Source organism: Malonomonas rubra DSM 5091, from assembly GCF_900142125.1.
Lineage (GTDB): Bacteria > Desulfobacterota > Desulfuromonadia > Desulfuromonadales > Geopsychrobacteraceae > Malonomonas > Malonomonas rubra.
The window spans coordinates 74,569-99,790 of sequence record NZ_FQZT01000005.1 but is presented as its reverse complement, the minus strand read 5'-3'; the positions used below and the strand labels follow the sequence as shown (position 1 = coordinate 99,790).

Below are 25,222 nucleotides of genomic sequence, written 5' to 3'. Positions count from 1 at the left end.
AACTAAAGAAGCTATAAAAAATAAAATAGTTGAATAAAAATCAGCCTAATGGATGAAACTTTACACCCTTTACTTTTTTTGAGCTAATTGCTTTGTAGAGATCAGAGGACACAACAACAGCCCTATATGAGCTTGCACCGCTTCCAAAATAAATATTTGTTTTTGCTATGTGGGTGTCAAAATCGCCACAGGCTGCGGGGAAAAAACCTTTAATTGTCGGAGGGAGTCTAAGCTGTCCACACTGGCAGCAAATCTCCCCGCCATTATCAATCCTTATATCTATCTTATCCTTTATTTCTAACTGTAAAACAGAGCTAAGCTTCTTGTTATTACGGTCAAAGACTTCTCTATGCCCAACCCCAAACTCTTTAAATATTTCATCCCACAGTTCTGGCTTAGCAAAAAACTCATCAAAGACCCAGTTGACCTGAAGAATACTTCTCTTCCCCCAGGTTGGATCTTTCTTAAAAACAAAAGGTGACTTTTGAAAAGCACCTATCCCACACTTTTCACACATTTTCTCTGAGTCGTAGGTAACTTTCAAATAACCAAACTCATTCTCGTTAGGCTGGGGGTAGCCATGGTGCCATTCAGAAATCATCCGCAGCCATTTGGCTCCTGCCATTTCTTCTTTAGTAAACTTAGTGCTAACAGTATCAACGGCCTTCCAACTCTCGACTTTCTCCTCTAAATCTAACCAGCATGAATTCGTCTCATCTATTTCAAAGGCATCAAATCCCTGCTCCACATCGATATTCATCTTTTTAAGTTCTTTTTGAATTTCGGGGGTCACAGTAAGAGAGATTCTATGAATGATTTTCATCATTTCTCCTTCTTGATCGCATCTAACAGCTTGGGGTGATTTTTATATATTTGAGTTGCAGCAGACATTATTTGATCTTTAGTCGCTGCTGCAGTGCCTTCTCCATATGGAATTGCCTTCCTCCAAGCGTTAGTAAACACTTGGTGTTCCGCCCTTGTCACTGCTACAGAGGCCATATCTCCAGGCGCTGTCCCCAGCACTCTTGCAAAACGCTTTTCAATTAAGTGGTGAGCCTCTAAACCCGTCCCTTTTATTGCCTTTCTTAGCTCCCCATAAGACTTGACACCGTACTTCCCTGCATGGGACAATTGTCCTAAGCCTCTACCTGCCTTAAGTGCTAAACCTGCACCACCTGGAATTGGCAAAGCCAAAGCCAAACCATCCACAGCCACCCCAGCGACATCCATAAACATATCGCCAAAGGAAGTACTTTTATTCCATTGCGATATTGAATAAACACCAGCGGCCAAACTTGCGGCGTCCCAAGCAGACTCCACATAATTGCCGTCAGGGTCCAAGAAACGGTAGGGATTATTCAACGAATACGAATAAACATTTAGCCGCTGGGGGTTATTTAGCAATACACTGTTGACAGCTCCCGAGTTTTCTCCTACAACCCTTACGGCATCGACCGCCAGAAAACGACCGCTAAAGGTTGCCATATAACGCGCCCCGAAATAATCGAGTCCAGTCTCAGCATCTCTTTCCTTACCAACAAAGCGCCTGCTGTTCTCCTGTGTGCCTTGGGTACGATATTCTTCGCCGAACGGCTTGTAATCCGCTTCCCACACCTTTTGCCCACTGGCATCAGTAATAACCAGCGGCGTTCCGACCGGATCCACATGATAAAAAGTTACAACTTCAGCAGCTTGCAGCGGAAACACCATCAGAAGTACAAGAGCAACAGCCCGCAAACAGCCTTGCATAAACATCATCACAACCCCTCCTTTAAAAAACTAAACAAAAGCAGCTCCCCTGCAGGGAGCCGCTACAAACACAAAAAGCCTGCGTCTGTTTCAGGTTTTCACCCGTACAAACACAAGCTTCTGAAAAAATAGTACAATCTCCCCCCACCATGCACAGCCCTCCGAAACTCATTAAAATCTCAGGTATCCTATAAAATCACAGTGCTTTGTCAATAAAAAATTTTTGCGGGACCAAAAGAAGGGCGGTAGCCCCTCTAAAAAGTAGAGTAAAACGTGCCTAAATAGGCGGTTGCATGTGGGGCGAGAAAATTCTGTTTATCTTACATCATACTTAATTCAGGGCTGTAAAAACTCAATCTGTATCTCTATTATTTACCATTCGAAAAACAACAGGATTATGGTCGGAAAAATACTTCTTGAAACCGTTGTGGTGATATGGGGTTCCAGGGTAGGGGCCCCATTTCAATTCATTCCACCCATCACGCATCTCTTCAACCAGATTGACCACCTCAAATCGATAGTCCAAATCAATATCAGCCTCGGTATATTCAGGCCGATACATTACATGGTCGTATGGTTTAGCTTTTTTGATATTCGTATTGGTTGCCAAGCAGTCATCATTCAGCGAGGCAAACCCTTGCGGCATCGCACTTCGTAGTTCGTCACAATCCTGAATATTCATGTCTCCCAAAATGATGAAATCTTTTTCAGTCCTATCTTTCAGATCGATCCATCTGGCAATCGCATCCAGCTCATGCAACCGGCGAAGTTCATACCGCTGCCCTGAGTTGGGCTGGAGGTGGACGGAAATCAGTACAAAATCCAGGCCACCCTCTTTGGTTCGAAATGCAAAAGCATAGGGTACCCGCTCAAAGTTTGGATTGTCTGCATGCTCACCATCGATGAAGCCGTGAGGCAGATCGTTCGCTACCTCAACCACCTTTGGTTTGTAAAACGCCACCCACCACTCTGTCGCAGAACTGTTCTTGTGAATTTTTGATCCGGTACCCGTATCTTCCTCAGAGAGGACATACTCAAAACCTCTGGATTTCATTTCATCAAAAAACCGAGCAGCTTCGATGTCAGCTTTATATGGTTCTCCATCTGGGTAGATACCAGGATAGGGCGGAGCAACTAACTCCTGCACAACAACAATATCGTGGTTTTTAACAAGTTCTGCGAGAGCAGAATTGTGGCGCTCTTTGGAATTGCCAAGAAACTGAATATTGAATGAGCAGATCGATATAGTGTCGAGACCAAAAGAAAAGGATGGCAGCATAACCATTAGGACAACAAAGAAACTCTGGACAAACACTTTCATACGGACACCTTGACCTAATTTAAAGCTCCAGCTGCTCAGCAAACCAATCTTTTTGTTTAAACACATATTCTTTACCAGTATCAAGCTGATCAAATGCAATCTGAATAGCGGTACCTAAATTTTCATTCTGACTATATTTACAGGCATTTCTCATTTCTGAAGTCAAACGATTGAGAGCACTGTTTATCGCATTTCCACTCAAGTTCCTTTTAAAAAGAAGCTCTCTTGGAGCATGCTTCAATTGCAAAACAAAAACCATATACGCATTCACTGCGGTCAAGACAAAGCCATCACTGACATGCCCCTTTGTGCGTGCGAGGTCCACAACACAAGCAACCCAAATTGAAGCTATTTTTCCAGTGAGTAATGGCATGCCAAGTTCTTGCTCATCGCAAGCTCTCCGCAAAATTGAAGCAAGCAAAAACTGCATATCTTTCAGGATTTCATACAGTAGAAATGAAAATACAGATGGAAACTCCAGATTGTATCTTGGATTGTCCCATACACTGTCGAGGCCCCTAGACTTGCACCTGATATCCCTAAACATGTGCATGAAATTATCAACAAAATAATCGCCATCGACACCCTCTGAGATCCCACTCTCAATGGCTAGAACCTGAGCCTTAACCGACAAATAAACTGGGCAATTAATTCGTGGACTTATTCCTTGGTCGGAAGCGTATCTATCACTGGACAAATTATAGCGGTCATCAAATTCCCCTGAGCCAATTGCTTCCGTAGCACTAAAAAGAAGGGGATAGTCACACCTAACCTTAAGGTACCACTGTGGGCACAGTACAGTTTTCTGCATGAGCCCTGATTCCCACTCTTGTATCTTGTGATTTTCATACCCACCATAACTCCTTATTATCACAGACCTAAGAGGGGACTCTTGCGAGTTGATACAATCACGGATCACTATATCGGTAGGCCCAAAAACATCTTGAATTGTCGTTAAAAATTCATCCTGCGATAAGAGTTCCAAATGAATATAGGAATTCGATCTGGTAAGACGCTGAACAACCTTTGGGTCAAAAATTGATCGCACAGTATCAGCAGTCATCAACTTAAAATTACTTTTATTTCTCGACAACACCCTCCCGATCTCATCCATCATGCCTTCCCTGAGGCCCACCTGTATCAATTCCGGCAAAAGTTTTTCGTTTTCAGTCGAAAGCTCAGCCTTCCACCAGCGTTCAAGCCAACAAAAAACTGCTACCACAGGAACTAAAAAGGACGCTATATCAATCCCCCATTGCCCTGCTGCGGGGATCGATTTCTTCATGACAAGTTCAGCAAACTCAGGGAGTTGAATAAGGACAAAAGTCAGAAGAAAACATTGAAAAAGCTCTTCAGCAGACACAAACATGCGAAAGGAAAATCTTTGCACAGGGTTTGCTATCGCAAAAACTGCTACTAAAATTCCGCCAAAAGCAAAAAGACTTCCTGTATCCATTTCCCCCACCTTTATCTTATGCAGATACAATTCGCCTTACGGCGAAAATATTTTCAGTCCGAAATTATCCAGAGAATCGTAAGAATGGTTGAATAGCGACCAAGTTGGATCGACTCTTCATAAACCTCAAACTCCGTCCTATTTTTTGCCCAAGGAAACCAGGTTTCATTTGGCACTCTAACCATTTTGGGTGACGGTTTCCTGCCACACAATATTTCGCTTGCTTCGCTTTCAGGGTGCAAAATATGATTCTTGGAGATTCCCGGAAGGTCGGAAAACTCTTTTCCTTTGCGCCACCACTTCACAATTCCACCAGAGGAAAAAACCGCCATGCAGTCCTCTCTTGATAACTGCACAAGCCGAATAGCAGCTGCAGTCAAAGAAATAGTAAATGTGTTCGCAATTTCTCTTGCGGCCGCGATAGACGGGGAAACGGAACCCAAAATAGTCCTTGCAACGAGTGTCGGAACAAGCAGTTCTGAAGCAAAAATGTTTGCTTCTACCTCCATCGGACTACCTTGATAGTCGGAAAGATTTTCTTCTGTACAAAAATTGAGCTGAGTATCATTTTCATGCATTTCCCAGTGCCCAAGTTCATGCGCTATTGCAAAACGCTTCCTCCCAACCTCCGGGATACTGTCTCTAACTCTGATAATTCCTTTGTTCCCCTTCCTAAGCAAATAGGCATCTGTATTTTTAAGCTCTCCCTCCCTGACAAAAACCTTCCGGTCCATAGCAATATCTTCAAGCCGTATTTCACAGGGTGACGAGATTGCATAATGCTTTATTAAGTCATTTGCAGACCGCCGAGCTCTCATCTCATTTGCTTTTGGGGGGCTATTCTTGTTCATCATCTTCTTCAAGCAATAGTAAATCCTCCAGCATTGCAAACATATCCTCTTCGTTGGTCTCTTCTAGCTTTCTAAAATAGGCAGAGGCGAGTTGTGGCTGAGAGCTATTTAAATCTCTAAATATTGAGATCAGCTTTTCTTTAACTCCACTCTTATCTGGGCTGTCCCGCAATTCAGTTAGGCGGCTCAAAGCAATTCTCTTAGCGTTAGCCGCATTCAACCTTTTCTCAGTTCTCTTTTTCCCAATCATCTGATTTACATCTGAAATCATTGAAGACACATCTATGCCTTCCTTATGCAAATCTTTACTTATTTGATCGGGAGAAGGCTCCTTATATTCTGCTCCTTCACCTTCCAGCAGGCCATGAAGGAATCTAAGAATATCCGTATATTTTTCAGGGGTTCCAGTACTCATTGCGTCCCTCCTGAAGTCTTCTCTTGAAACAACTTTAAGCGTCGCTGCAGTTGCTTTTTGAGGTTATCGAACTCTTTCACTTTGATCCCAACATCTTTTGCTATTTCAGCTCGCTTGATATTCCCCTCAGAAATGCTTTCAAGAATTTTTTGTAGCTTCGGTGTCTCTTCTAGATACTCATAAAAATCCCAGAAAAATTTTTCACTTTGCCTCTCTAGCTCCTTGTCGATTATCTCAGTCTCTGCATCTAAACCCGGATCGGGGACAGTCTCCCAAAAACCTGTCTGATTTTCTTCATCAGCAGAACGGCCTGACAAAACGGCGTCCCTTAAGACATGAGTGTTCTCCCAGCCTTGAACGAGGTGACTGATCTCACTATCCACAACACCCTTTAAAAACAAAAAAAGGTCTGGCTGTCCCTGTGGGTCCCAAACCCTCTTTCCATTGAGTACTTTTTCTATGCTTTTCATAACGATATCTTTAGCTTCAATACCAGCTGGCGTCGGTCCCCCCAAAACTCCAAGCCAATAGCGCTTCTTAAGCTTCCAAAGTGCATAATGAGCAAGTCGAGGAATAGTTTCATCCCAAGAATGCTCGCTAAGCAATTCTAAAGCTTCATCTGAAATCTCAGCCATGAACCCCCTTCTCCCTTTTTAATGCCGTTCAAACAGAAAAAATTGCCTTCCACGGATATTTTTTGCATGAGGTCGGCAATTGAAATTAGAGACAGCTTGGCAAAAATCACAACTTAGGTCAATTACCACCGATGGTATTCAGGCTGTTTCAAAAAAATATGTATTCCGTGGCAAATCTGGAAACCAGCCCGGCACTAAAAAATAACATTACTTTCTTGAAAGGAGATTAAAAAATGGCAAAAAACCCTCCAATTGGAGACGGACATCGTATTGGGGCAGTGCGTGGCCGGTCTCAAACCTACAACCCGCAAAATGGGCGATGGGTCAAGCGTGACAGTGAAACCGGAAAATTTATGGACCAAAAAGCGGACAACAGACCCTTCAAAGGCGTTCGCAAAGAAAAGTAGATCAACGACAACAGAAAGGATTATGAAATGGCAGACAGACGAGTAACCCATACCCGCAAAGATCGTGTTGGCATCATCCTTGCGCTCTGTAATCCAGGAACCCCATGGAGTCCCAGAGCAAAGAATGATGTAATCCGCGACATCGAAAGCAAGCTACACACATATTATGTTCAATGGCCCGAGAAACGGACAGAGATCCATGTCGTAAACGGGCCAACAGGGAAATATCTCCGAACCGACCGAGATTCCACAACCAAAAACAACCTGGATGACCTTCCAGACTGTTAACTCCTGATTACAGTTTGCCTGGTATCGTCCCAGATACCAGGCAAACTTAACCGATCTAGACCATCAACAGGTTTATTTGAGTGATAAGCGACCTTGATCAAATATCGATCCTCCCCAAAATGCGTGACTCCAGCAACAAAGGGTATGTGTTTCGACTGGTTTGGGTTCTGGATCTTTTCTCAGGCTCTTCTAAAACTTATATCAATCTGGTTTTTCAAAACATCCGAACCAATTACATCTTGGTTGACTCCATCCCCCCGGAACTCCTTTCCTACTGTACTGTTGGGACTTATTTTCGGAATGGGAAAAAGCTGCCCAGAAAACCTGATGGTAGTTCTGTGAATTTCACTATCGAGTCCACGGAGCAAAACACATTTACTGAAGCAGAAGCCCTTTTTACCGATCAAGACTATCCACTGCATCTCAACAAATACTTTCAGACTTATTCAAATGTCTGCCGGAAACAACTTTGTTTTTCTCAACAGGTTGGTGCAACCAAAATCATTATTCCATGTTTCGTCATTGCATCGACTTATTACTTCAAGTCAACCTCACTCAGAGAAGCTATTTTAGCAAGGAGAGTACGGGCCCTAAGCCGTTCATGCACACTCGACCAGGTGAAAGGGCATGCTGAGATTCACCTGACGTCACGAGCCAACCAAAAAGATGCTCAGGACATTGCTAGGTTCTTATTGGACCCATTTTCTTTTGATCGACTAAACGTATGCGCTAATCACCATTACGCAACCAGCAAAAATTCATACAGTCGAATACTTGTAGATTTACCTGTCCAGCAAGCTATCCCAGTAACTGCACGTGGAGTTTATGGAAAAGACGATGATGGGAGACAAGCTTTTATAGTTTTCCAAATTGAGAAAGAGGGGAGCCTTTACCCTTTTAGCTCTCTTGAAGTGCTCTATCCTAGTCAAGAAAAAATAGAGACAGGCACAGGGAGAAGGACATTCCCTGCTTCACAGGTTGAGCATAGCGGAAAAATGACACGCCAAGCTCCGTCTTCCGGCCTCCTCAGGCATTTATTAGCAAATAGTTCGATTGCCGAAAATAACAACCTCAACACCATAGAGATTATCCATACCCCAACTCCAAATGAACCTGAAACCGAGCAGCCCACACCCGAACCGCTTACCTCTATCGCCCAGGCAGATTTAAGTGCTCAATCTTGCGAACCGAGCGACGCCATGGTTGCACAAGGGCACATCCAAAATCAGGATGAAGAAGATCAAGAAAAATTCGAATTTTCTATCGACTTGTTTGTTGAAATGATCACTGCCTTACGAGACCAGCCTCACTATGTAAATGTGAACGGGGAAAAGATCGTTGCGGAAATTCAAAACTTTTCTGTCGTGCGGTCAGTGGCTCCCCTGAAACATGAGGGCAGGGACAAATTGTCTCTTAAAGAAAGTTATGACAAAACAGCAGCAAGCAGGAGACAATGTGCGTACATCTCTTTCACCTCCCGAAAGTGGCATGTTTGTATCGTTGAGATTGACCAAGCAGGAATTGGGAATGCTAGGTGTTCAACACGAGTCTTGATTTCTGGCCATAAGATCTCGGTGCATTCAGCTGAAATCTGTGTGCGAGACTATGTTTTTGGGCTCTCATTGGAAACGCAAAAAGAAGAACTCAAACAGTCCAGCATTAGGCTCTTCTGTCAAAACCACCCTAAAGAAAACGCTGAGAAGGCAAAAGAGAAATGGCGACTGGGTCTACTCAAAAAGCTCCACACCGCAACACCCGTGAGGCCTATAAATTAGTTTCTGGACGTTGCTCCCACCATGTTTCGATCCGAGGCGAGATGGATTGCCCCTTGGCTTTTGTGTATTTCGGCCAAGGCACCAAAGAGGTCAATGGCTAAATAGTTCAAGGAGGCTTGAACTGCTTTGCTGGTGATCATGCTCTTCATACAGAACCCAGGACAACCTTTGCTTGTTGAGTTTGTGCGACAAGCACCTTTCTGCCGATACCGAGCCCATTTGTTGTCTCCGCGGCCTTTAGGCAGAAGAAAAAGAAAATATGCATTCTGCCACACTTTTATACTGCTTTTTCAAGCAGTGTTTATTATACTAGTGGATATTTTATCAGTATTAAATAAAACACGAGAGCGTCGTGAAAAGCCTGACAAGCAAGCAATCTCGAATCTATAACTTCATAGCAGATTGGCTGAAGAGCAATGGGTACCCACCTTCTCAGGCGGAGATACGCGAACATTTCCAGTTTGGTAGTTTGAATGCTGTACGTAGCCATCTACTGCTAATCGAAAGAAAAGGCTACATCCATTTAAGCAGCGGGAAAGCTCGGGGGATACAATTAACAACGCCGCCATTGATAAACCATCAGCAGGGTGACAATTCTATTCCGCTGCTCGGACATATTGCGGCCGGTGTACCAATATGGGCTGAGGAAAACTTTGAGGACTGCCTGCCAATTCCTCCCTCCATATTTGGTGACGGAGATCTGTTTGCTCTTAGGGTGTCTGGTGACAGCATGGCAGGGGTTGGCATTAGGAACGATGATATCGCAGTTATCCAAAAACAATCTCAGGTTGAGAATGGTGAAATCGCAGCTGTACTTATTGATCAGGAAGCTACCCTGAAGCGTGTTTATACATCGGCGAACTCCCTTGTTCTCAAATCAGAAAACCCTACCTTTGATGATCTCAAGTATACTAACGAAAGTAGGTCGGCCATCTGTATCCTTGGGCGCTATCAAGGTATTATTCGGGCTGAAAGAAAGCGGTATTACTCATGAATATTGCAAACAGTGTAAAAGCTTTCGGCTGTCATGACGTCTTGCTGCTTGACGACAAACCATCTCCCAAGCATTTGGACTATCTCGACCTGCTGAAACTGCAAAGCGGCGAAAAACTAAAGGTTGATGCGATAGCAGAATTTCAGTCTCGCCCTTTGCTTTATATTGTTTCCGAGAACCAAGCGCAGGGCTGCGGTGACCAGCAAGTACTTGATCTTCAACGGCTTTTAGCAAACCGAGGAGAGGGAGCTTATCTTGGAATTCTACGGCCAGGTGAGCTAAGTGTATATCCGATAACTTTGGATTGTTCTGTATTGGAGAAAAGGCACAAAAGAACAATAGCCCAAGAGTCTGTAGCTGCACCATTGTTTTTCCAAAGCATAGTAAGTGGTGCTTTCACCATGGAGGGACAACCTGAGGATTCCGACTATGTTTTTGACACAATCCATAATCTATTGAGTAATTCGTCAAAAGTTCTTATTGAAAAACACAACCTTAACCCTCTGGATGTTCTTTCATTCCTTGGCCGTGCACTATTTTTGCGTTTTCTGTGGGATCGAGAAATCATTCAGTCGAATGAGCTCCACTCGCTATGCCCAGGCGCAAAATCTCTGAGGGAATGTTTTCTTGACAACGCAAACTCTATAGCGACTTGTCAGTGGCTTGATGAAACCTTTAATGGAGACCTCCTTCCTCTTTCTGCTGATTATGCTTCGGTATTTAAACAGGCAGAGTCGCAAACCAACGGTAGAATCTACGACCACCTCCAAGCGATTATGGAAGGGTGGGAGCATGTAGGGGATGAAACTTTTCAATTAACTATTGACTGGGGTGATCTTGACTTTGCCCACATTCCCATTGGCGTACTAAGCCAAGTATATGAAGATTTCAGTCGAGTCTGGGATTCGCAACAGGCGGAACAAACAAGTGTTTATTACACCCCCAAAAATATTGCTCAATATTTAGTGGACGATGCCTTTGCAGGAGCTACTAACAAAAAAGAAATGCGAATCCTCGACCCGAGCTGCGGCGCCGGAATTTTTCTTGTTCTTGCCTTTAGAAAGCTCGTAGCTGCTCGCTGGAAGCGGGATGGGAAAAGACCCAACACCAAAGTAATTCAGTCCATCTTATATGAACAAATCTGCGGCTTTGATGTAAGTGAGTCTGCTCTGCGCCTAGCGGCGCTGTCTCTCTATATAACAGCAATTGAACTAAATGGCACAACGCGGCCACCTAAAAGCTTGAAATTTCCCAAACCTCTTAAAAACATTGCGCTGTACAACCACAGGAAGCCAGAAGAAAAAAACGAAAAAGGTTTTATTTTTGGTAGTTTACGGCCCGACATTGCAGAGGCCTTTGATGCCTCCTTTGACATGGTTATCGGCAATCCTCCCTGGAGCAGATTGAAAAGAGACAATGAAGAAGACAAGGAAACAATCAGGCTCCACAATGCAGCTTTTACGAAATTGACACGTCAGATCTTGACTAATCGCGGACTTGAGGATATCGCAAAAACATACAGCAACCCTGACAACAACCCTGACCTGCCTTTTTTATGGAAATCCACACAGTGGGTTAAACCGGGGGGCATTATCGCCATGGTCCTCCCTGGACGAATATTCCTAAAGCAGTCAGAGGCTGGCAGCATTGCATTCAAAGCGATTTTGCAGGGGATTGAGATTATGGGGATCTTGAACGGGTCTAATCTATCCGACACAAAAGTATGGCCCAAGATGGGGCAAGCGTTCATGCTTTTTTTCGCACGAAACAATGTACCCAAAGCAAATCACCATTTTCATTTTGTCACGCCTTCTTTTGAGGAAAAGCTGAACAGCAAGGGGCGTATTCGTATTGATTATCAATCCGCTAGACCAATACCTAATTCTGACACCATTAAAGACTCTCGCCTATTAAAGGCGTTGTCGATTGGCTCTACTCTTGATCTGGAAGTGTGCCGTAAGCTTGATAGTTTGGACTGGCCTAATGTTGAAACATACTGGAATAGTAAAAAATTCTACTCTGGCTTAGGATATAATCTTTCTCCAAGCTTAAAGCAAAAAGATGCGTCATTCATGCTCGGGCTACCGGATTTTTCTAGGCCAGCGAACAATGAATTTTCTGTTGACACTCAATTACTGCCCAAGTTCAATTATTCAGAAGCCCAAAGACCAAGACAGATAGAGCTATACACTCCTCCACTACTTATTGTGCCCCAAGCCCCTGGCGATTCTCTTTCTATTCCTAAATCTTATGTACTTCATGAAGCCACTGTTTTCAATCAGTCTTTTTATGGTTTTTCGACCCATAAATCTTCTGACATTACCCCAATATCGCTCCTCCATCTGATTACTCATTCAGAATTATTTAGGCACAATGTATTAATGACTAGCTCTAGGATGGGAGTGGAGAGAAGAACTTTTCTAAAGCAAAATGTAGAAAAATTTCCATTTCCTCCAATTGACATATTATCTCGACAACAAAAAAAGCGGGCAATTGAATTGTCCCAACGACTTGAAACCGCAAAAAATAAGCCATGGGAGGAGATCAATAAATTTATTTTTGAGCTCTATGGTTTGGATGAATATGATCGGCAGACTGTAAGAGACACCCTTGAAACTGCTCCACCGTTCAAAGAGCATCGGAGGCGCGCTAACAGCAATCCAACACAGGCTGAGCGTGAAATTTTCTATTCTGAGTTGCAGAATCTATTAGCCCCATTTTTTAGCATTACTGATGAGACAGTAACCGTCAAAGAAGCAAGGGTGGGGCGTCCAAACCCCACATCACCATGGCATTTTTTTTCTATCGTGTCATCATCTACCCCCAGCAACTTAGGTGCTGAAACCCAAAAGCAACTTCTTTTGCAGATTTCCAAAGAGGCGAACAGAACTGGCTGCAGCAGAGTCATTGTCAGTGGGGATGGAGGTCTGCTAGTTGGAGTTATAGGGCAGTATCGATATTGGACATTGAGCCGGGCCAGAATATGTGCCATGGATATTCAGCGCCACCATTTCAGCACATTCCCAATCGGTGCAAACTGATGCAGGTAGGCTTTTTTACATGTGGGGTTGATTTTGAGCTGCCACACCCTAAAATCTCCCCACGCACTCTTCTTCTTCTTTGCAGGGTAATCCAAAAAGCTTGGCAGGCCCTCAAGGAAAATCCACCTTCTGGTTTTGACCTAGAAACCGCTGATGAAGACACCATTACTCAGATACTAGTTGATGAAATCATTGAAAGGGTCCTAAGGAAAAACGGAACTGTCGATGGATTTAACTGTGCCCTCTTTGGCAGGGTAACCCGCGAACCTAAAATTTCAAATTACAACAAGAAGCACCCCGACAAAATGCCGGATATCCATTTTGATTTAAGACGGGATCAGCTAGCAATCTTAAGTGACCAGGATGGGCTTTTTGTTGAGTGCAAGCCCGTCGATAGTAAACATACGGCTTTTTCGTGCTACTGCAAAAAGGGTCTGATTCGGTTCGTGAATGGTGATTATGCTTGGGCCATGCAAAATGCGCTAATGGTTGGATATGTAAAAAAGCCTTACTCATTCAAGCATCTCGCTTCAGCACTTGATGGAAATAATGAAAGTATCAATCTGAAAACAATTCGCCACTCTCCTGTACCTAAGCTTTCAATCTACAGTTCAAATCACAGAAGGGAATTTGAGTGGCCAGGAGATTCTGGCTCTGCCAGCCAGATAGAGGTTTTGCACCTCTGGCTGCAAATTTGAACGAAATCAAGCAAAACCTATTGCCAGATCTTTTTAAGCCCTGAGCATAAGACCTAAGCCTCAGCAACTAAACCCGTTGCTGCCCCTGACCACTACGCCTCTAACGAGCCAAAACCCCATACCTATCAGAACTGCTTTCTTTTCCGAAATACTTGCCTAACTCCCAACAATCGCGACAAAGCCAATTCTGAAACAGCCATCCCCTCACACTCCATATACCGAAGCGCTGCACATATCTCCTCGTCCGTCACCACCCGATCAGGTCGATAGAGATTTTCCACAACGACCTTCCAATACCAAAAAGGGATGGTCCTTAAATCTTTGAACAGCCTGGAACTCAAGATCCCTTGCTGCCCACAAATATGGACAAACCTAGTCGGCCAATCCTCCAAAAGTCGGGCCGCCCCTATAAGCAACTGAGCCTGGCTATTGATAGCAACTGCTTCAAAGGACCTTTTCCCATCCACTGAAGGGCAGGCAATTCCCAAAGCCGCACACAGACTTTCCCCATACTTCCGGCTCATCAAAAGCTTCAACATCTGGTGGAGAACAATGAAATAGAGATGTGAGTAAATTGGAGCACCGGCTATCAGGACATAGCCAGCAGAAAGAATGGCCTGAAGTTTTCGCACTACAGCCAAAATTTCCGTTGATGCAGGGTCACCATCGCCTTGCCCGGTGATGCCTTTACCACAAGCATGGCAGGTTCCAAAATGCCCGTTTGTGCATGCGACATAAGGTGTGATTGGAACACCACATTCTTGGCATCGGTCCAACAGGAAACTATGGTGGTCCGAACAAGCCACATAAAAAGAGAGGCGCCATTTTTTGCGAAAATATGGCAGTGGACCCTCTCGCAAACAGAGTGGACAAAATCGCACTCCCGGAAGCTTATTGCGCCTCCCTCTCATTCCAAGCGGGTTAACAAAAGGCGTTCCTCCAGTTTTAGTACGAGCCTTCTCAAACAAATAACCTTCATAGCTCTTCAAAGTCATTGCTTGAAAGTGCTCTATGGGGATTCCACTTTTTTGAGATAGTGCGGCAAGAAAATCAGGACAAGCCTGGAGGTCGATATCGGCAGCCCAAAGCTTGTTTTTTGTTTCAGGTAAATACAGGTTGGCAAAAGTCGATGGCACAGTCCGGTGCAACAAGGCTAACCGGATTAGCCAGGAGCTAAGCAACTCGTCTTCTAGAGGGCGTAGTTTCAGGGGGAAGCTTGACGTTGCATACCTTGCTTCAGAACGAACTTTGAAGACAAGCCGAGACACTAGATCTCCCTTTTCGAGTCCTGCCTTTCAGACGATGGGGAAAAGTCGCATCCCAAGATTTCTTCAGATGTAATTTTTTTCGCACCAGCAGAAACGGCAGACACGGCAGCCTCTGCCACAAGGTCAACAAAGTCCCCAATGCAGCCACTTTTTGCCCTATCAAAAATCTGCCGCGACAATTTAGACGTAGCCAGCAATGATGGTTGTTCAAAGGGTAAGGTCAGTTCAAGCTTGGCAAGAAAGCGCTGAAATTCAATCCCGTAATTCCAGCGCCCCAACGACTCGATCTTAAAACGACTTTGGAACTGCGGATCGCTGATAGTCACAAATTCAGCTTCATGCGTACCAACCAAGACAACAGGGCGTTGCACCGCATTATGCAGGTTCTTAATCGCATTCATAAAAACCCTTTGCTTATTTGTCGAACCGCTCAGCGCATTACTCATCTCATCCAAAATGATCATTTTGACGCCGATTTGCTCAAACTGATATCGAACCTCATCCAGCTTTTTCGATGGCCGGTCGCTATAGCGGAAAGGAATTTTCAAATCCTGCAGGATCACCTCATAGAGTCGATGCTCATCCGGCTCTGGAGGACACGAGTGCAGATAGAAAACAGGGCAGGCAGCTTCATACATTCCATTTGTTTTCGGATGCATGTCGCAGAACCTGCGGACTAAACTGCTTTTGCCGCAGTGAGAGTCACCAACAACAAGCATGCTTGGAGCCCTTATCTTCTCAGGCATGTTGTATAAAGCGTCCATCCTCTCCAAAAGTCGTTCCGCTTCAGCATATGGAAGCCAACGATCCTCCCGGACAAAACGAATCTTTTCTTCGGTACTTTTATTCAACATGTTCCGAGCATCTGGGAACAGTTTGGCAATGTGCTGTTCATCAGTCACTGGTGGCACCTTTATCCTCATTCCCCTTCACGGTAACGCCTTCAAGCAGGGCGGGGTCATCATAGAAATTTTCGATTTCATCGGTAATTGTAGTCTCTAGCTCTTCTGGAGGGGCAGGGGCCTCTACTTTTTGCTGGGGAAGTGTCGGTGCTTTTTTTCGACGCTTTTCAGCCTGTCGCTCTCGCTTGGCTTTTTTGGTTTTAACTACTGATTCTTCACGCATCTGACGAAGCTCATCATAAGCTTTGAAGATCTCAGGCTCGGTCCTCTTGAGCCCCTTTTCCTTACAGCGTTTTTTTGCAGCTTTGAGCTCCCAAAGGTTCATGGGAGGGCGGGTCTGGTCCCGATATGGGACAGCGAAGTATTTCTTCAGTGTTGGATCGTAAATATAGATCGGAGTAATGCACCTAGGGTCTCTTTTGATCAGATACTTTTTACCCCTCCCTTTTTCATCTTTCTTCCCATACAGGTTGCGCAAAATGTCGTGAAAATAGTGAATATCATCAAGTTCAATCCCTTCCCGCTGAACAGTTCTCTGGAAAGATGGCAAAAGAAAAATCTTCAACCGCTCTTGATTTTCAACGATATCTGGCAAGCCAGTCCCAGGCGTTTTGCCATCGCCCAGTATTCCGATTGAGTATTTCTCTAATGGACTCAGCTTTTCCCCGCGACTATTTTTAAGACTGGAATGCTTCTCGTGATGGTAAATTTTAGTGATGAGAACCGTCAGCCACTTTTCAATTTCGCTCAGTGTATAGCAGGCTTTTCCTTCAGAATCGTAACCAGAACGTTCAAAGATATTACTCATCGTTGCACCAGGCTCTTGATGAATATGATCATTCAACGTTTTAGCCAACCGCTCGATGTGACCACCATACTCAGGGGATGCAACCGGTCTCCAGCGAACATCAACCAAATATTCTTCCTGGAAAGGGATAAAATCTTCAGTTCTAAACTCACCGGCATTATCCATATGGATCATGCCCATAACGCCATAAATATCCCAAGCAGCATCAACACCCATTTCTGCTAAAAATTGCTCTTTAGGCAAAATACAATGAGCTATTAGACGCCCAACCGAGAAGATGCCGGGGTGATCTAAACTTAAACTAAAGCCAACCACCATCCGGCTATATACGTCGATTGCCAGTGAAAGAATAGGTCTTCCAATCGGCTCTCTATGCTCATCATCAACAACAATAAGATCTAAAGGAGTATGGTCAATCTGGACAACTGCAAGAGGGCTATCAGCATCTGGAAAAACTCGGCCCGCCATCGTTCTGGGGCGTCCACCTTTTCGTTTTCGCTTTTTCTCCAGCTTTTTGTCATCAATGAATTTGCCAAGCCTGTCATTGACGGTTCCCCAGGAAGGGGCTTTTAAACTACGTGAGACACATTTTCTTTGAATCTCTTTTTGCAAAGTTTTGACGTTAAGCTTGGTAATATCAACCAACTTTTCTCGGTAGATATCCTCGAAATGGTTTTGAATCAGAAGATCGACAGATTCATCGATACGCGCTTTTCCCCGCCCACCTCGAAGTCCGGTTTTAGGAACCAAGGAAGCAGGACTCCTGGTTTTGCGAAACTCCCTCATCAAGCGATAAACTGTCGTGAAATGAACACCGTGCTCTTCAGCCAGTTCTTCAATTTCTGCACGTGTCAAATCTCTCAGCAACGCAGGTTTTATGATCTGAAACCTTTGCAGTGCCAGGTTTTGCTCTTCATCGGTAAGATTCTCAAGAGAATCAAAAGAGTCGCAATTGTTTTCAGCAGTTTGCCCCGAAACACTGCCTATATCGAGCGTGCATTTACCTCCAGTGTTCAGGTTTATCGCATCTATTTTCGTCAACCCTGCTGGCCCAGAGATTTCATACTCAACCCCTTCGCAAAAAACCTTATCTCCTGGCTTAAGGGATATTTTAACCGCCATGCGACAACCTCAATTCACTGCTGTATTCCATCTTCACTGTCAGATCGGTTTCAATTTCTCTTGAGAAGATCATGTGCCACACGATGGGTTGATATGCTGCCTGAATTTGCTTTTGATCGCTGATGAGATAAAGAAGCTGACCTAAAGCTATCTGATCATAGCTTCTTAGTAGCTCGATGATTTGTTGTCGCTTTTCCGCTAATTGCACTGGCGGGCGAGCAAATCTATAGAGCAACTTGTAGTTTTCCAATGCTGTATCGTAAATCTGCCTTTCTGTCACAACAGTAAAATCAAAATTATTTTTTTGTGCATAGGCATGAGCATGAGAAAATTTTTTCTCAAGGGTTTCGGCTTTCTCTTCCAATTCTTCTTCACTTTTCACTTCTACTAGAAGAGGGCACCTGTCTGTGTTGAAAAAGACAAGACAATCCAAAACGTAGGTAACCTCCCGCCCATTTACAACACCAGGGATTTGAACCGGCTGCTCTTCATAGCTTTTGACCGTAGGGTCAAACTCAAGCCGTAAAAAATAATCGTACTCAAGCTTTGATTCATAACCAATACAACGGCCATTAACGACACTAGGGAATCGACCGGTAACAGCACGGAAACTTTTGGGGATTTTTCTGACGGGCATATATCTCTGTCAATTTTGTAGCATTAAGTTTTGAAACCTTCGGGGCTGTAGCAGCAACTTTTGTGATTGTAGCACTAACTACTGAAATTACAATATTCTAAAAAGTGAGGGCAAAAAACAGTTAATTTATTGAAAATACAGTTACAAATATTCTTTCTAGATATTTTCATTTGTAGCGCTAACTATTAAAACCGACAGCAGCTATCCGCGCCCTGGCGAAGTGAGCTTGGCCACCAACGGCGTCCTTTTTCTTGACGAATTGCCAGAATTCAAAAAAAACGTGCTGGAAATGCTGCGGCAACCGCTAGAGGATGGTCAGGTCAGCATCAGTCGGGCAGCGCTGAGTTTGACCTACCCGGCCAACTTCATGCTGATTGCGGCAATGAATCCTTGCCCCTGCGGCTACCTGGGTGATCCGCATCAGCAAAACCCCTGCAGCTGTACTCCGGCAATGATTCAGCGCTACCGCAGCAAGTTGTCCGGCCCGCTGCTCGATCGTATCGACCTGCACATCGAGGTTCCGCGCGTGCCGCACAAAGACCTGACTGAGGTCGAACCGGCCGAGAGCAGTGCCGACATCCGCCAGCGGGTCACCCGGACGCGCCAGGTTCAACGTGAGCGGCTGTGTGAATTCGGCTTGCACACCAACGCCCAGATGCAGACCCGTCACATCGGCAAATTCTGCCAGCTCGACCCGGCCGGAGAGATGCTGTTGGAACAGGTCACCTGCCGCCTTGGCTTGTCCGCGCGCAGTTACACACGCATTCTCAAGCTCGCCCGAACCATCGCTGATCTCGCCGACGAGAAAAGGATAAAAAGAGAGCATCTGGCCGAGGCGATCCAGTATCGCGGTTTCGACCGTAAGATGGTTTGACCCGAAGGGCAAACTCACGACAAGGAAACAGGGTGAGCACTCGAACCGCGTTGAAATCAACAACAGCATTGCTGGCTGTTTTACTGTCCTGCCTTTTATTCCTTGCGATCTCTCCGGGATTTGCTCTGGAGCTGATGCTGCCACAGAGCTACAACCTGCAATCTGCCCAGCCGGTTTCGGGCTGGCTGATGAGTGAAAAGCTGGATGGGGTGCGTGGCTATTGGAACGGCAAACAGCTGTTGTCGAAAAACGGGATAGCCTTTTCCCCGCCGGCTGAATTTATCCGCGACCTGCCCCCCTTTGCACTGGAGGGAGAACTTTGGGGTGGGCGGGGTCGTTTTCAACGCACTGTTTCCATTGTCAAACGGCAACAATCCGACGGCTGGTTGCATCTCAAATTCGCTATCTTCGATGTCCCCGAAGCCGACGGCGGATTCAGCGCCCGGATCGAACGGGCCATAGAGTGGTTCCGATCCCATCCCTCGGAGCACGCCTTCGTCATTGCGCAAACTCCGGTACGCAGCCAGGAGCATCTGCTGGACGAGTTACAACGTATCGAGCAGCTTGGTGGCGAAGGACTGATTGTGCGCAACCCCGCAGCTCTTTATAGCGCCGGACGCAGCGCGGAGATCCTCAAGGTGAAAAACTACCGCGATGCTGAAGCAACGGTTGTCGCCCACCTGCCTGGGAAAGGACGAAACCAGAATCGACTGGGCGCCCTGCTGGTCGAACTCGGGGAAGGAACCAGGTTCAAAATCGGCAGTGGCTTCAGCGACGCCGAACGGGAATCGCCACCGCCACTCGGCGCCATCATTACGTTCAAATACTATGGAACCTATAAATCCGGTATTCCCAAGTTCCCTAGTTTCTTGCGCGTACGTTCCGATGTGGGGCTGTAAAAGTCATCTCATTGTTAAAAGATAGCTGCATAGCTGCTCCTCCAACAACGTTGCAGAAAATGCACCCTCAGTTTGAGGTACATTCTCAGCAGAATCGAAGGATCCCTGATCCGGTCGGCAAATTACTATAATTTTGACGTTATTGACTGAAAAAGCTGCTGAAGGCGCACAGGGGAACTGACGATTATTCCGCTAAAGAATAATTTCTAACAATTATCGGCTTAACACTTTTCGTCAGGATTTGTTATTTTCAACACATAACTAACAACCCCTGAGATAAAGAGGTCTGATGATGAAAAAGCTGCTTGTTCTTTTCTCCCTGTTGATGCTTGCTGTCCTGCCGGCTATCGCCGAACAGTTTGCAGATCAGCATGAACACAAATCCTGCAGCTACTGCGGCATGAACCGGGTCAAGTTCGCCCACAGCCGCATGCTGATCGAGTACGAAAAGGCCGATCCGGTTGCCACCTGCAGCATTCACTGCAGCGCCATCGACCTGGCCGTCGGTATTGAAAAAACGCCTAAAAAGATCCAGGTTGCGGATTACAACAGCCACCAGCTGATCGACGCTGAGAGCGCCCACTGGGTGGTCGGCGGGAAAAAGAAGGGCGTTATGACCATGCGCGCCAAGTGGGCCTTCGCTGATAAAAAAGCGGCTGAAGCGTTCGTTGCTGAAAACGGCGGCATCATCATCGACTTCGATCACGCCATGCGTGCCGCTTACGAGGATATGTACAAAGACACCACCATGATCCGCAAAAAGCGCCAAATGAAGAAGATGAAGATACAGCAGATGAAAAAAGGCGAGATGTAAATGAACCATCTGCGTCGCGCAATCATCCTGTTTCTGCTGCTGGGGCTGGCTTTGCCAGCTCTGGCGCTGGAGCCACAGATGCCGAGCAAGCGGGATCGCTGTCCGGTCTGCGGCATGTTTGTCGCGCCCTACCCGGACTGGATCGCCACCATCCAGTTCCGGGACAATTCGCAGCTGTTTTTTGACGGTGCCAAGGATCTGTTCCGTTATTATTTCTCGCTGCCGAACACTAACGATTCGCGCACCCGCGAGGATATCGCGCAAATTTACCTGACCGAATATTACAGCACCCGGCTGCTGCCGATCGATGATCTTTACCTGGTCCTCGGCAGCGACGTCTACGGACCGATGGGGCACGAACTGGTCCCGGTTGCCGGCGAAGAGATCGCCAAAAGTTTCGCCAAAGACCACGGCGGAACAAAAATCATCCGTTTCGAGCAGCTCACGCCCCAGCTGCTGCCGGAAGACTAATGCCCCGCACGCGGCTGTTTGTTCTCTTTATCACGGCTTTGACACTGCTGCTTGCGGTGCTGCTGGCACAGGGAATACGACAGGCGGCAAACCCTTCATTCAGCCAGAGGGCTGAGAAAAAAGCGCTGGTCGCAACGCTCGGGCTGACTGATCTGTCCATCTGGAGTGAAGCCCGCTACACCCGGCATCCGTCTCAAGCCGACCTGTTCACACCCTTTCAGGACTACCCCGGTGCCTTCGATCACTTCCCGGCCGGGTCGATCATCGCCCCCGGCCAACCGAAACCACAAACGACCCTCAGCTTTAAGCAACGGGGAGAGCAGTGATGGCACGTCGACTGAATATTCTTGAGCATGCGCTCTCGTCCCTGCTGCGACGCAAACAGAAGAACCTGGCGATCATCGTCGTCTACACCCTGACCGTTGCCACCATTGCCTCGGTGCTTTTCCTCACCCAGTCATTGCGCAGCGAAGCGGTCAACGTGCTTGCTGCCGCGCCCGATATCGTGGTGCAGCGGCTTGCAGCCGGACGGCATGACCTGATTCCGATCGCCGACGCCGAGCAGATCCGGCGGATGCCGGGTGTCGGCAAAGTCGAACCACGGGTCTGGGGCTACTATTACGACAGCCTGAAAAAGGTCAACTTTACCTTGATGGGGGTGAAGGATTCTCCGACAAACCTGCCGCTACTGCAGGGAACTTTCCCCGCAAATAACGAGCAATGCACCCTTGGCAAAGGGATTGCCGAGGCCTACGGCGTCACCATCGGCGACAGCCTGGTGCTGGTCGACAGTAGCAACAGCAGCAAGCTTTACCAGGTCAGCGGGCTTTTTATCGCCGATTCGGAGCTGCTCACCAACGACCTGATCCTGCTGCAAGAAGCCGAACTGCGCCGCTTCTTCAAGCTTCCCGATGGACGCGCCACCGATCTTGCGGTGGAGGTTTACAACCAGCGCGAAGTTGCGACTCTAGCCAAAAAGATCAAGCTGGCTCTACCTGACAGTCGCCCGATCGGCAAAACGGAAATCCTGCACACCTACGACACTGTCTTCAACTGGCGCAGCGGCATCATGCTGACCCTGTTCGCCTCGGCTCTGATCGCCTTCTGTATCCTCGCCTGGGACAAGGCGACCGGAATCAGCGCCGACGAAAAACGGGAGATCGGCATTCTCAAAGCGATCGGCTGGGACACCAATGACGTGCTGCTGCTGAAATTCTGGGAGGGGCTGGCAATTTCACTGACCGCTTTCCTGCTCGGCGCGATCATCGCTTACCTGCACGTCTTTTTTTACGGTGCCGGTTTGCTGGCGCCGGTCCTGCAGGGCTGGTCGGTGCTGTTTCCGCAGTTCAACCTGACCCCGGCCATCGATCTTTATCAGCTGTTCGTGCTGGCACTTTTGACCATCGTGCCTTATATCGCCTGCACCATCGTTCCAGCCTGGAAAACCGCGGTCACTGACCCGGACAGCGTGATGAGGAGCTGAGCGATGCCGACCTTGATCGAGACAAAAGACCTCTGCAAAATCTACAACCGTCACAAACCGGACGAGCTGCAAGCGTTGAGCGATGTCGCCTTCTCCATCGATCAGGGGCAGGTCGCGGTACTGAAAGGACCGAGTGGTTCTGGCAAAACATCGCTGCTCAGCCTGATCGGCTGCATGGCACGGCCGACCTCCGGCAGCATCCGCCTGGCTGATAAAGATGTCGCCAAACTGCCGGAGCGCTTTCTCGCTGAGCTGCGCCGCGACCTGTTCGGTTTTATCTTCCAGCAGTTCAACCTGATGCGTGAGCTGAGCCTGTTCGACAACATCCTGCTGCCGCTCTACCCGACCGAAATATCCGGTAAAGAGATGAAGTCCCGCGCCGATGAAATTCTCCGCCAGCTGGAGCTGGGCGATCGCAAACAACAGAAAGTGAAACAGCTCTCCGGTGGCGAACAGCAACGGGTGGCGATCGCCCGGGCGCTGATCAACCAGCCGGAAATCATTATCGCCGATGAACCGACAGCGCACCTGGACAGGGCGCTGACGGAAGAGTTGCTGACGATTCTGGCGCGGCTGAAACAAAACGGGAAGACCATCATCATCGCCACTCACGACCCAGCTATTTATCAGCAGCAGGAGCTGATTGACCGATCTTACCTGATGCATGACGGAAACCTGCTGGAGGTTGAGCGGCTGTGATTCTGAATCCCGGCATTCTCGCCCTGCTGCTCGGCAGCAGCATCGCCTTTCTCATGCTGCTTTACGCCGCCGGGCTGGGGCTGAAAATCCTTTCCGCCTGGGATCCACAGAGCAGCTCGGAGCAGCAACTGCTACTGGAGCGCAAAACCTGGCTGGTTTCGACGATTGTCAATTACGCCTTCGGCTTCGTGGTTCTCTCCGGGCTGCTGTTCATCTACACGGTGGAGGATATTCACCGTCTGTTCATCGGCGCCATGTGCGCGACCGGGGCCCTGAACGCCAACGAAATCGGCTGGCTGGTGCTGCTGGTGAAAATTATCCTGTTTTTCGCCGCCGCCCTCTGGGTCAGTTTGAACCGGCTCGACCAGTGCACCGAAGACACCCCCCTGGTACGGCCCAAGTATATCGGTCTGCTGCTGCTCACGCCACTGGTCGGACTCGATCTGTTGTTGCAATACAGCTACTTCAGCGGTCTGCAGCCAGAGATCATCACTTCCTGCTGCGGATCTCTGTTCAGCCTCGGCAACGACAGCGTCGCCAGCGATATCGCCGGATTGCCGCCGGCACCGACGATGATTGCGTTTTTCATCTGTGGCGGCCTGTTCCTGATCACCCTGGTGCTCAGCCTCGGTTCCAGGCAGGCGATCTTCCGCTACCTGCTTTTTTTCGCCTCTGTCCTGTTTTTTTTCATCTCGCTGCTGTCGATCATTTCCTTTATCTCGCTTTACATTTACCAGATGCCGACTCACCATTGCCCCTTCGACATGCTGCAACAAAACTACGGCTACATTGGCTACCCGCTCTATATTGCCTTGTTTGGCGGCTGTTTTTTCGGCCTGCTGCCCGGCCTCTGCCAGCCGTTGAAGAAAAATCCCAGTTTGAAGCGGGAAATCGAAAAACGTGAACGACACTGGTTGCTGCTGGCATTTTTCGCTATAGTGGTTTTTCTGGCGATTGTCGCCTGGCCGATTCTGTTCAGCCCATTCATTCTGCTGAGTTACTGATGCGTAAAAGCAAAACCATCCTACCGCTGATTGGCTGTATCCTCCTGGCCCTGCTGTTTTTCGGCCTGACGCGGGAAAAAAACAGCTATCAGCGCACCTATACCAGCTATCAGGTCCCGGATGTGACCCTGGTCAACCAGCACAACCAGCCGGTCCCATTGCGGACTTTTCTGGCACCGGACAAACCGCTGATGCTGGAATTTATCTTTACCTCCTGCACCACCCTCTGCCCGAACCAATCGGTCAAGTTCTCAAACTTCCAGAAACGATTGGCACCAGATACCGAACAGGTTCGTTTGGTGTCGATAACCGTCGACCCGGAAACCGATACCCCCGAAGTTCTTCTTCACTACCTGAAGCAATACCAGGCACAACCCGGTTGGGAGTTTTTGACCGGCAGCAAAAAAGATATCAAGCTGGTGATGAACGCCTTCGGGATCAAGCCCTCAGACATGATCACCCTCGACTCCTCGCTGCTGCTGCGTTCGACGGAAAGCGGCAAATGGGTGCGCATTGATGGGCAAGTACACAGCGAAGATTTTTACCGAGAATATCAGCGTCTGATTCAATAGGGTTCCCTCAACCGGGCAAATCTTTATTTTCCCGCTAAA

General features: G+C 47.2%; 25 protein-coding genes and 1 pseudogene. 15 read left to right on the top strand and 11 right to left on the bottom strand.

Features of this window, described 5'->3' with window-relative positions; genetic code table 11:
- Positions 1 to 40 precede the first annotated feature (40 nt).
- The 7 genes from BUB13_RS08595 to BUB13_RS08565 all read right to left on the bottom strand — a co-directional run bounded on the left by BUB13_RS08595 (position 41) and on the right by BUB13_RS08565 (position 6,427).
- On the bottom strand, positions 41 to 823 hold the full coding sequence (locus BUB13_RS08595) for a hypothetical protein (RefSeq protein ID WP_072907912.1): 783 nt from the start codon (positions 821 to 823) through the stop codon (positions 41 to 43).
- Entirely contained in the window at positions 823 to 1,758 is a 936-nt protein-coding gene (locus BUB13_RS08590; protein ID WP_072907910.1) for an RHS repeat domain-containing protein, read from the bottom strand. The genes BUB13_RS08595 and BUB13_RS08590 overlap by 1 nt, the downstream gene beginning before the upstream one ends.
- A 343-nt stretch (positions 1,759 to 2,101) precedes the next feature.
- A complete protein-coding gene (locus BUB13_RS08585) occupies positions 2,102 to 3,070 on the bottom strand; it encodes an endonuclease/exonuclease/phosphatase family protein (protein WP_072907908.1) in 969 nt (322 codons plus the stop codon).
- Between the two features lie 19 nt (positions 3,071 to 3,089).
- A complete protein-coding gene (locus tag BUB13_RS08580; RefSeq protein ID WP_072907906.1) occupies positions 3,090 to 4,526 on the bottom strand; it encodes a hypothetical protein in 1,437 nt (478 codons plus the stop codon).
- Between the two features lie 53 nt (positions 4,527 to 4,579).
- Positions 4,580 to 5,260, bottom strand: a complete 681-nt coding sequence (locus BUB13_RS08575) for an ImmA/IrrE family metallo-endopeptidase (RefSeq protein WP_161947632.1) — start codon at positions 5,258 to 5,260, stop codon at positions 4,580 to 4,582.
- A gap of 103 nt (positions 5,261 to 5,363) precedes the next feature.
- Positions 5,364 to 5,792: a hypothetical protein gene (locus BUB13_RS08570; RefSeq protein ID WP_072907902.1), complete on the bottom strand. Its 429-nt coding sequence runs from the start codon at positions 5,790 to 5,792 to the stop codon at positions 5,364 to 5,366.
- Positions 5,789 to 6,427 carry an ATP-binding protein gene (locus tag BUB13_RS08565; RefSeq protein ID WP_072907900.1) on the bottom strand — a complete coding sequence of 213 codons (639 nt, stop codon included), beginning with the start codon at positions 6,425 to 6,427 and terminating at the stop codon, positions 5,789 to 5,791. The genes BUB13_RS08570 and BUB13_RS08565 overlap by 4 nt, the downstream gene beginning before the upstream one ends.
- Before the next feature lie 233 nt (positions 6,428 to 6,660).
- Between BUB13_RS08565 and BUB13_RS19050 the strand changes: the two genes are divergently transcribed.
- The 6 genes from BUB13_RS19050 (at position 6,661) to BUB13_RS08535 (ending at position 13,630) form a co-directional block, all read left to right on the top strand.
- Positions 6,661 to 6,834 carry a hypothetical protein gene (locus BUB13_RS19050; RefSeq protein ID WP_167366810.1) on the top strand — a complete coding sequence of 58 codons (174 nt, stop codon included), beginning with the start codon at positions 6,661 to 6,663 and terminating at the stop codon, positions 6,832 to 6,834.
- A gap of 27 nt (positions 6,835 to 6,861) precedes the next feature.
- Entirely contained in the window at positions 6,862 to 7,122 is a 261-nt protein-coding gene (locus BUB13_RS19515) for a DUF3892 domain-containing protein (RefSeq protein ID WP_072907898.1), read from the top strand.
- An 80-nt stretch (positions 7,123 to 7,202) separates the two neighbouring features.
- Positions 7,203 to 8,897: a hypothetical protein gene (locus tag BUB13_RS08555; protein WP_072907896.1), complete on the top strand. Its 1,695-nt coding sequence runs from the start codon at positions 7,203 to 7,205 to the stop codon at positions 8,895 to 8,897.
- 352 nt (positions 8,898 to 9,249) lie between these two features.
- Positions 9,250 to 9,891 carry a transcriptional repressor LexA gene (lexA, locus tag BUB13_RS08545; RefSeq protein WP_072907892.1) on the top strand — a complete coding sequence of 214 codons (642 nt, stop codon included), beginning with the start codon at positions 9,250 to 9,252 and terminating at the stop codon, positions 9,889 to 9,891.
- Positions 9,888 to 12,932: an HsdM family class I SAM-dependent methyltransferase gene (locus tag BUB13_RS08540; RefSeq protein WP_072907890.1), complete on the top strand. Its 3,045-nt coding sequence runs from the start codon at positions 9,888 to 9,890 to the stop codon at positions 12,930 to 12,932. The genes lexA and BUB13_RS08540 overlap by 4 nt, the downstream gene beginning before the upstream one ends.
- Positions 12,932 to 13,630, top strand: coding sequence for a hypothetical protein (locus BUB13_RS08535; protein ID WP_072907888.1), 699 nt, complete (start codon positions 12,932 to 12,934; stop codon positions 13,628 to 13,630). Before BUB13_RS08540 ends, BUB13_RS08535 begins: the two co-directional genes overlap by 1 nt.
- A gap of 125 nt (positions 13,631 to 13,755) precedes the next feature.
- Here BUB13_RS08535 and BUB13_RS08530 read toward each other — a convergent pair whose 3' ends face one another.
- The 4 genes from BUB13_RS08530 to BUB13_RS08515 are packed head-to-tail and all read right to left on the bottom strand — an operon-like array spanning position 13,756 to position 18,367.
- Positions 13,756 to 14,898, bottom strand: coding sequence for a TniQ family protein (locus BUB13_RS08530; RefSeq protein ID WP_072907886.1), 1,143 nt, complete (start codon positions 14,896 to 14,898; stop codon positions 13,756 to 13,758).
- Positions 14,898 to 15,800: a TniB family NTP-binding protein gene (locus tag BUB13_RS08525; protein WP_244151857.1), complete on the bottom strand. Its 903-nt coding sequence runs from the start codon at positions 15,798 to 15,800 to the stop codon at positions 14,898 to 14,900. The genes BUB13_RS08530 and BUB13_RS08525 overlap by 1 nt, the downstream gene beginning before the upstream one ends.
- Positions 15,793 to 17,730: a Mu transposase C-terminal domain-containing protein gene (locus tag BUB13_RS08520; RefSeq protein ID WP_072907882.1), complete on the bottom strand. Its 1,938-nt coding sequence runs from the start codon at positions 17,728 to 17,730 to the stop codon at positions 15,793 to 15,795. Before BUB13_RS08520 ends, BUB13_RS08525 begins: the two co-directional genes overlap by 8 nt.
- The gene (locus BUB13_RS08515) at positions 17,720 to 18,367 is read right to left on the bottom strand and encodes a TnsA endonuclease N-terminal domain-containing protein (RefSeq protein ID WP_072907880.1); all 648 of its coding nucleotides are present in this window, start codon (positions 18,365 to 18,367) and stop codon (positions 17,720 to 17,722) included. Before BUB13_RS08515 ends, BUB13_RS08520 begins: the two co-directional genes overlap by 11 nt.
- 202 nt (positions 18,368 to 18,569) lie before the next feature.
- Here BUB13_RS08515 and BUB13_RS08510 point away from each other — a divergent pair.
- From BUB13_RS08510 to BUB13_RS08470, 9 genes and pseudogenes are all read left to right on the top strand, one after another.
- A pseudogene (locus BUB13_RS08510) lies at positions 18,570 to 19,241 on the top strand (YifB family Mg chelatase-like AAA ATPase); the annotation flags it as partial.
- Positions 19,242 to 19,273: 32 nt separating this feature from the next.
- Positions 19,274 to 20,140, top strand: a complete 867-nt coding sequence (locus tag BUB13_RS08505) for a DNA ligase (RefSeq protein WP_208610147.1) — start codon at positions 19,274 to 19,276, stop codon at positions 20,138 to 20,140.
- A 289-nt stretch (positions 20,141 to 20,429) separates the two neighbouring features.
- Positions 20,430 to 20,954 (top strand): nitrous oxide reductase accessory protein NosL, encoded by a 525-nt coding sequence (locus BUB13_RS08500; RefSeq protein WP_072907876.1) that lies wholly within the window; start codon positions 20,430 to 20,432, stop codon positions 20,952 to 20,954.
- Complete coding sequence (locus tag BUB13_RS08495) at positions 20,955 to 21,425, top strand: nitrous oxide reductase accessory protein NosL (RefSeq protein ID WP_072907874.1); 471 nt, start codon at positions 20,955 to 20,957, stop codon at positions 21,423 to 21,425.
- A complete protein-coding gene (locus tag BUB13_RS08490; RefSeq protein WP_072907872.1) occupies positions 21,425 to 21,751 on the top strand; it encodes a hypothetical protein in 327 nt (108 codons plus the stop codon). The genes BUB13_RS08495 and BUB13_RS08490 overlap by 1 nt, the downstream gene beginning before the upstream one ends.
- The gene (locus BUB13_RS08485) at positions 21,751 to 22,908 is read left to right on the top strand and encodes an ABC transporter permease (RefSeq protein WP_072907870.1); all 1,158 of its coding nucleotides are present in this window, start codon (positions 21,751 to 21,753) and stop codon (positions 22,906 to 22,908) included. Before BUB13_RS08490 ends, BUB13_RS08485 begins: the two co-directional genes overlap by 1 nt.
- A 3-nt stretch (positions 22,909 to 22,911) precedes the next feature.
- On the top strand, positions 22,912 to 23,607 hold the full coding sequence (locus BUB13_RS08480) for an ABC transporter ATP-binding protein (RefSeq protein WP_208610146.1): 696 nt from the start codon (positions 22,912 to 22,914) through the stop codon (positions 23,605 to 23,607).
- Complete coding sequence (locus BUB13_RS08475) at positions 23,604 to 24,611, top strand: hypothetical protein (protein ID WP_072907868.1); 1,008 nt, start codon at positions 23,604 to 23,606, stop codon at positions 24,609 to 24,611. The genes BUB13_RS08480 and BUB13_RS08475 overlap by 4 nt, the downstream gene beginning before the upstream one ends.
- Positions 24,611 to 25,183 carry an SCO family protein gene (locus BUB13_RS08470; protein WP_072907866.1) on the top strand — a complete coding sequence of 191 codons (573 nt, stop codon included), beginning with the start codon at positions 24,611 to 24,613 and terminating at the stop codon, positions 25,181 to 25,183. The genes BUB13_RS08475 and BUB13_RS08470 overlap by 1 nt, the downstream gene beginning before the upstream one ends.
- Positions 25,184 to 25,222: the final 39 nt, after the last annotated feature.

What these genes read in the sequence shown, in the direction of transcription:
- BUB13_RS08595 (WP_072907912.1), bottom strand. Translation starts at nt 823, where the DNA reads ATGAAAATCATTCATAGAATCTCTCTTACTGTGACCCCCGAAATTCAA.
- BUB13_RS08590 (WP_072907910.1), bottom strand. Translation starts at nt 1,758, where the DNA reads ATGATGTTTATGCAAGGCTGTTTGCGGGCTGTTGCTCTTGTACTTCTG.
- BUB13_RS08585 (WP_072907908.1), bottom strand. Translation starts at nt 3,070, where the DNA reads ATGAAAGTGTTTGTCCAGAGTTTCTTTGTTGTCCTAATGGTTATGCTG.
- BUB13_RS08580 (WP_072907906.1), bottom strand. Translation starts at nt 4,526, where the DNA reads ATGGATACAGGAAGTCTTTTTGCTTTTGGCGGAATTTTAGTAGCAGTT.
- BUB13_RS08575 (WP_161947632.1), bottom strand. Translation starts at nt 5,260, where the DNA reads ATGGACCGGAAGGTTTTTGTCAGGGAGGGAGAGCTTAAAAATACAGAT.
- BUB13_RS08570 (WP_072907902.1), bottom strand. Translation starts at nt 5,792, where the DNA reads ATGAGTACTGGAACCCCTGAAAAATATACGGATATTCTTAGATTCCTT.
- BUB13_RS08565 (WP_072907900.1), bottom strand. Translation starts at nt 6,427, where the DNA reads ATGGCTGAGATTTCAGATGAAGCTTTAGAATTGCTTAGCGAGCATTCT.
- BUB13_RS19050 (WP_167366810.1), top strand. Translation starts at nt 6,661, where the DNA reads ATGGCAAAAAACCCTCCAATTGGAGACGGACATCGTATTGGGGCAGTG.
- BUB13_RS19515 (WP_072907898.1), top strand. Translation starts at nt 6,862, where the DNA reads ATGGCAGACAGACGAGTAACCCATACCCGCAAAGATCGTGTTGGCATC.
- BUB13_RS08540 (WP_072907890.1), top strand. Translation starts at nt 9,888, where the DNA reads ATGAATATTGCAAACAGTGTAAAAGCTTTCGGCTGTCATGACGTCTTG.
- BUB13_RS08535 (WP_072907888.1), top strand. Translation starts at nt 12,932, where the DNA reads ATGCAGGTAGGCTTTTTTACATGTGGGGTTGATTTTGAGCTGCCACAC.
- BUB13_RS08520 (WP_072907882.1), bottom strand. Translation starts at nt 17,730, where the DNA reads ATGGCGGTTAAAATATCCCTTAAGCCAGGAGATAAGGTTTTTTGCGAA.
- BUB13_RS08515 (WP_072907880.1), bottom strand. Translation starts at nt 18,367, where the DNA reads ATGCCCGTCAGAAAAATCCCCAAAAGTTTCCGTGCTGTTACCGGTCGA.
- BUB13_RS08500 (WP_072907876.1), top strand. Translation starts at nt 20,430, where the DNA reads ATGATGAAAAAGCTGCTTGTTCTTTTCTCCCTGTTGATGCTTGCTGTC.
- BUB13_RS08495 (WP_072907874.1), top strand. Translation starts at nt 20,955, where the DNA reads ATGAACCATCTGCGTCGCGCAATCATCCTGTTTCTGCTGCTGGGGCTG.
- BUB13_RS08490 (WP_072907872.1), top strand. Translation starts at nt 21,425, where the DNA reads ATGCCCCGCACGCGGCTGTTTGTTCTCTTTATCACGGCTTTGACACTG.
- BUB13_RS08485 (WP_072907870.1), top strand. Translation starts at nt 21,751, where the DNA reads ATGGCACGTCGACTGAATATTCTTGAGCATGCGCTCTCGTCCCTGCTG.
- BUB13_RS08480 (WP_208610146.1), top strand. Translation starts at nt 22,912, where the DNA reads ATGCCGACCTTGATCGAGACAAAAGACCTCTGCAAAATCTACAACCGT.
- BUB13_RS08470 (WP_072907866.1), top strand. Translation starts at nt 24,611, where the DNA reads ATGCGTAAAAGCAAAACCATCCTACCGCTGATTGGCTGTATCCTCCTG.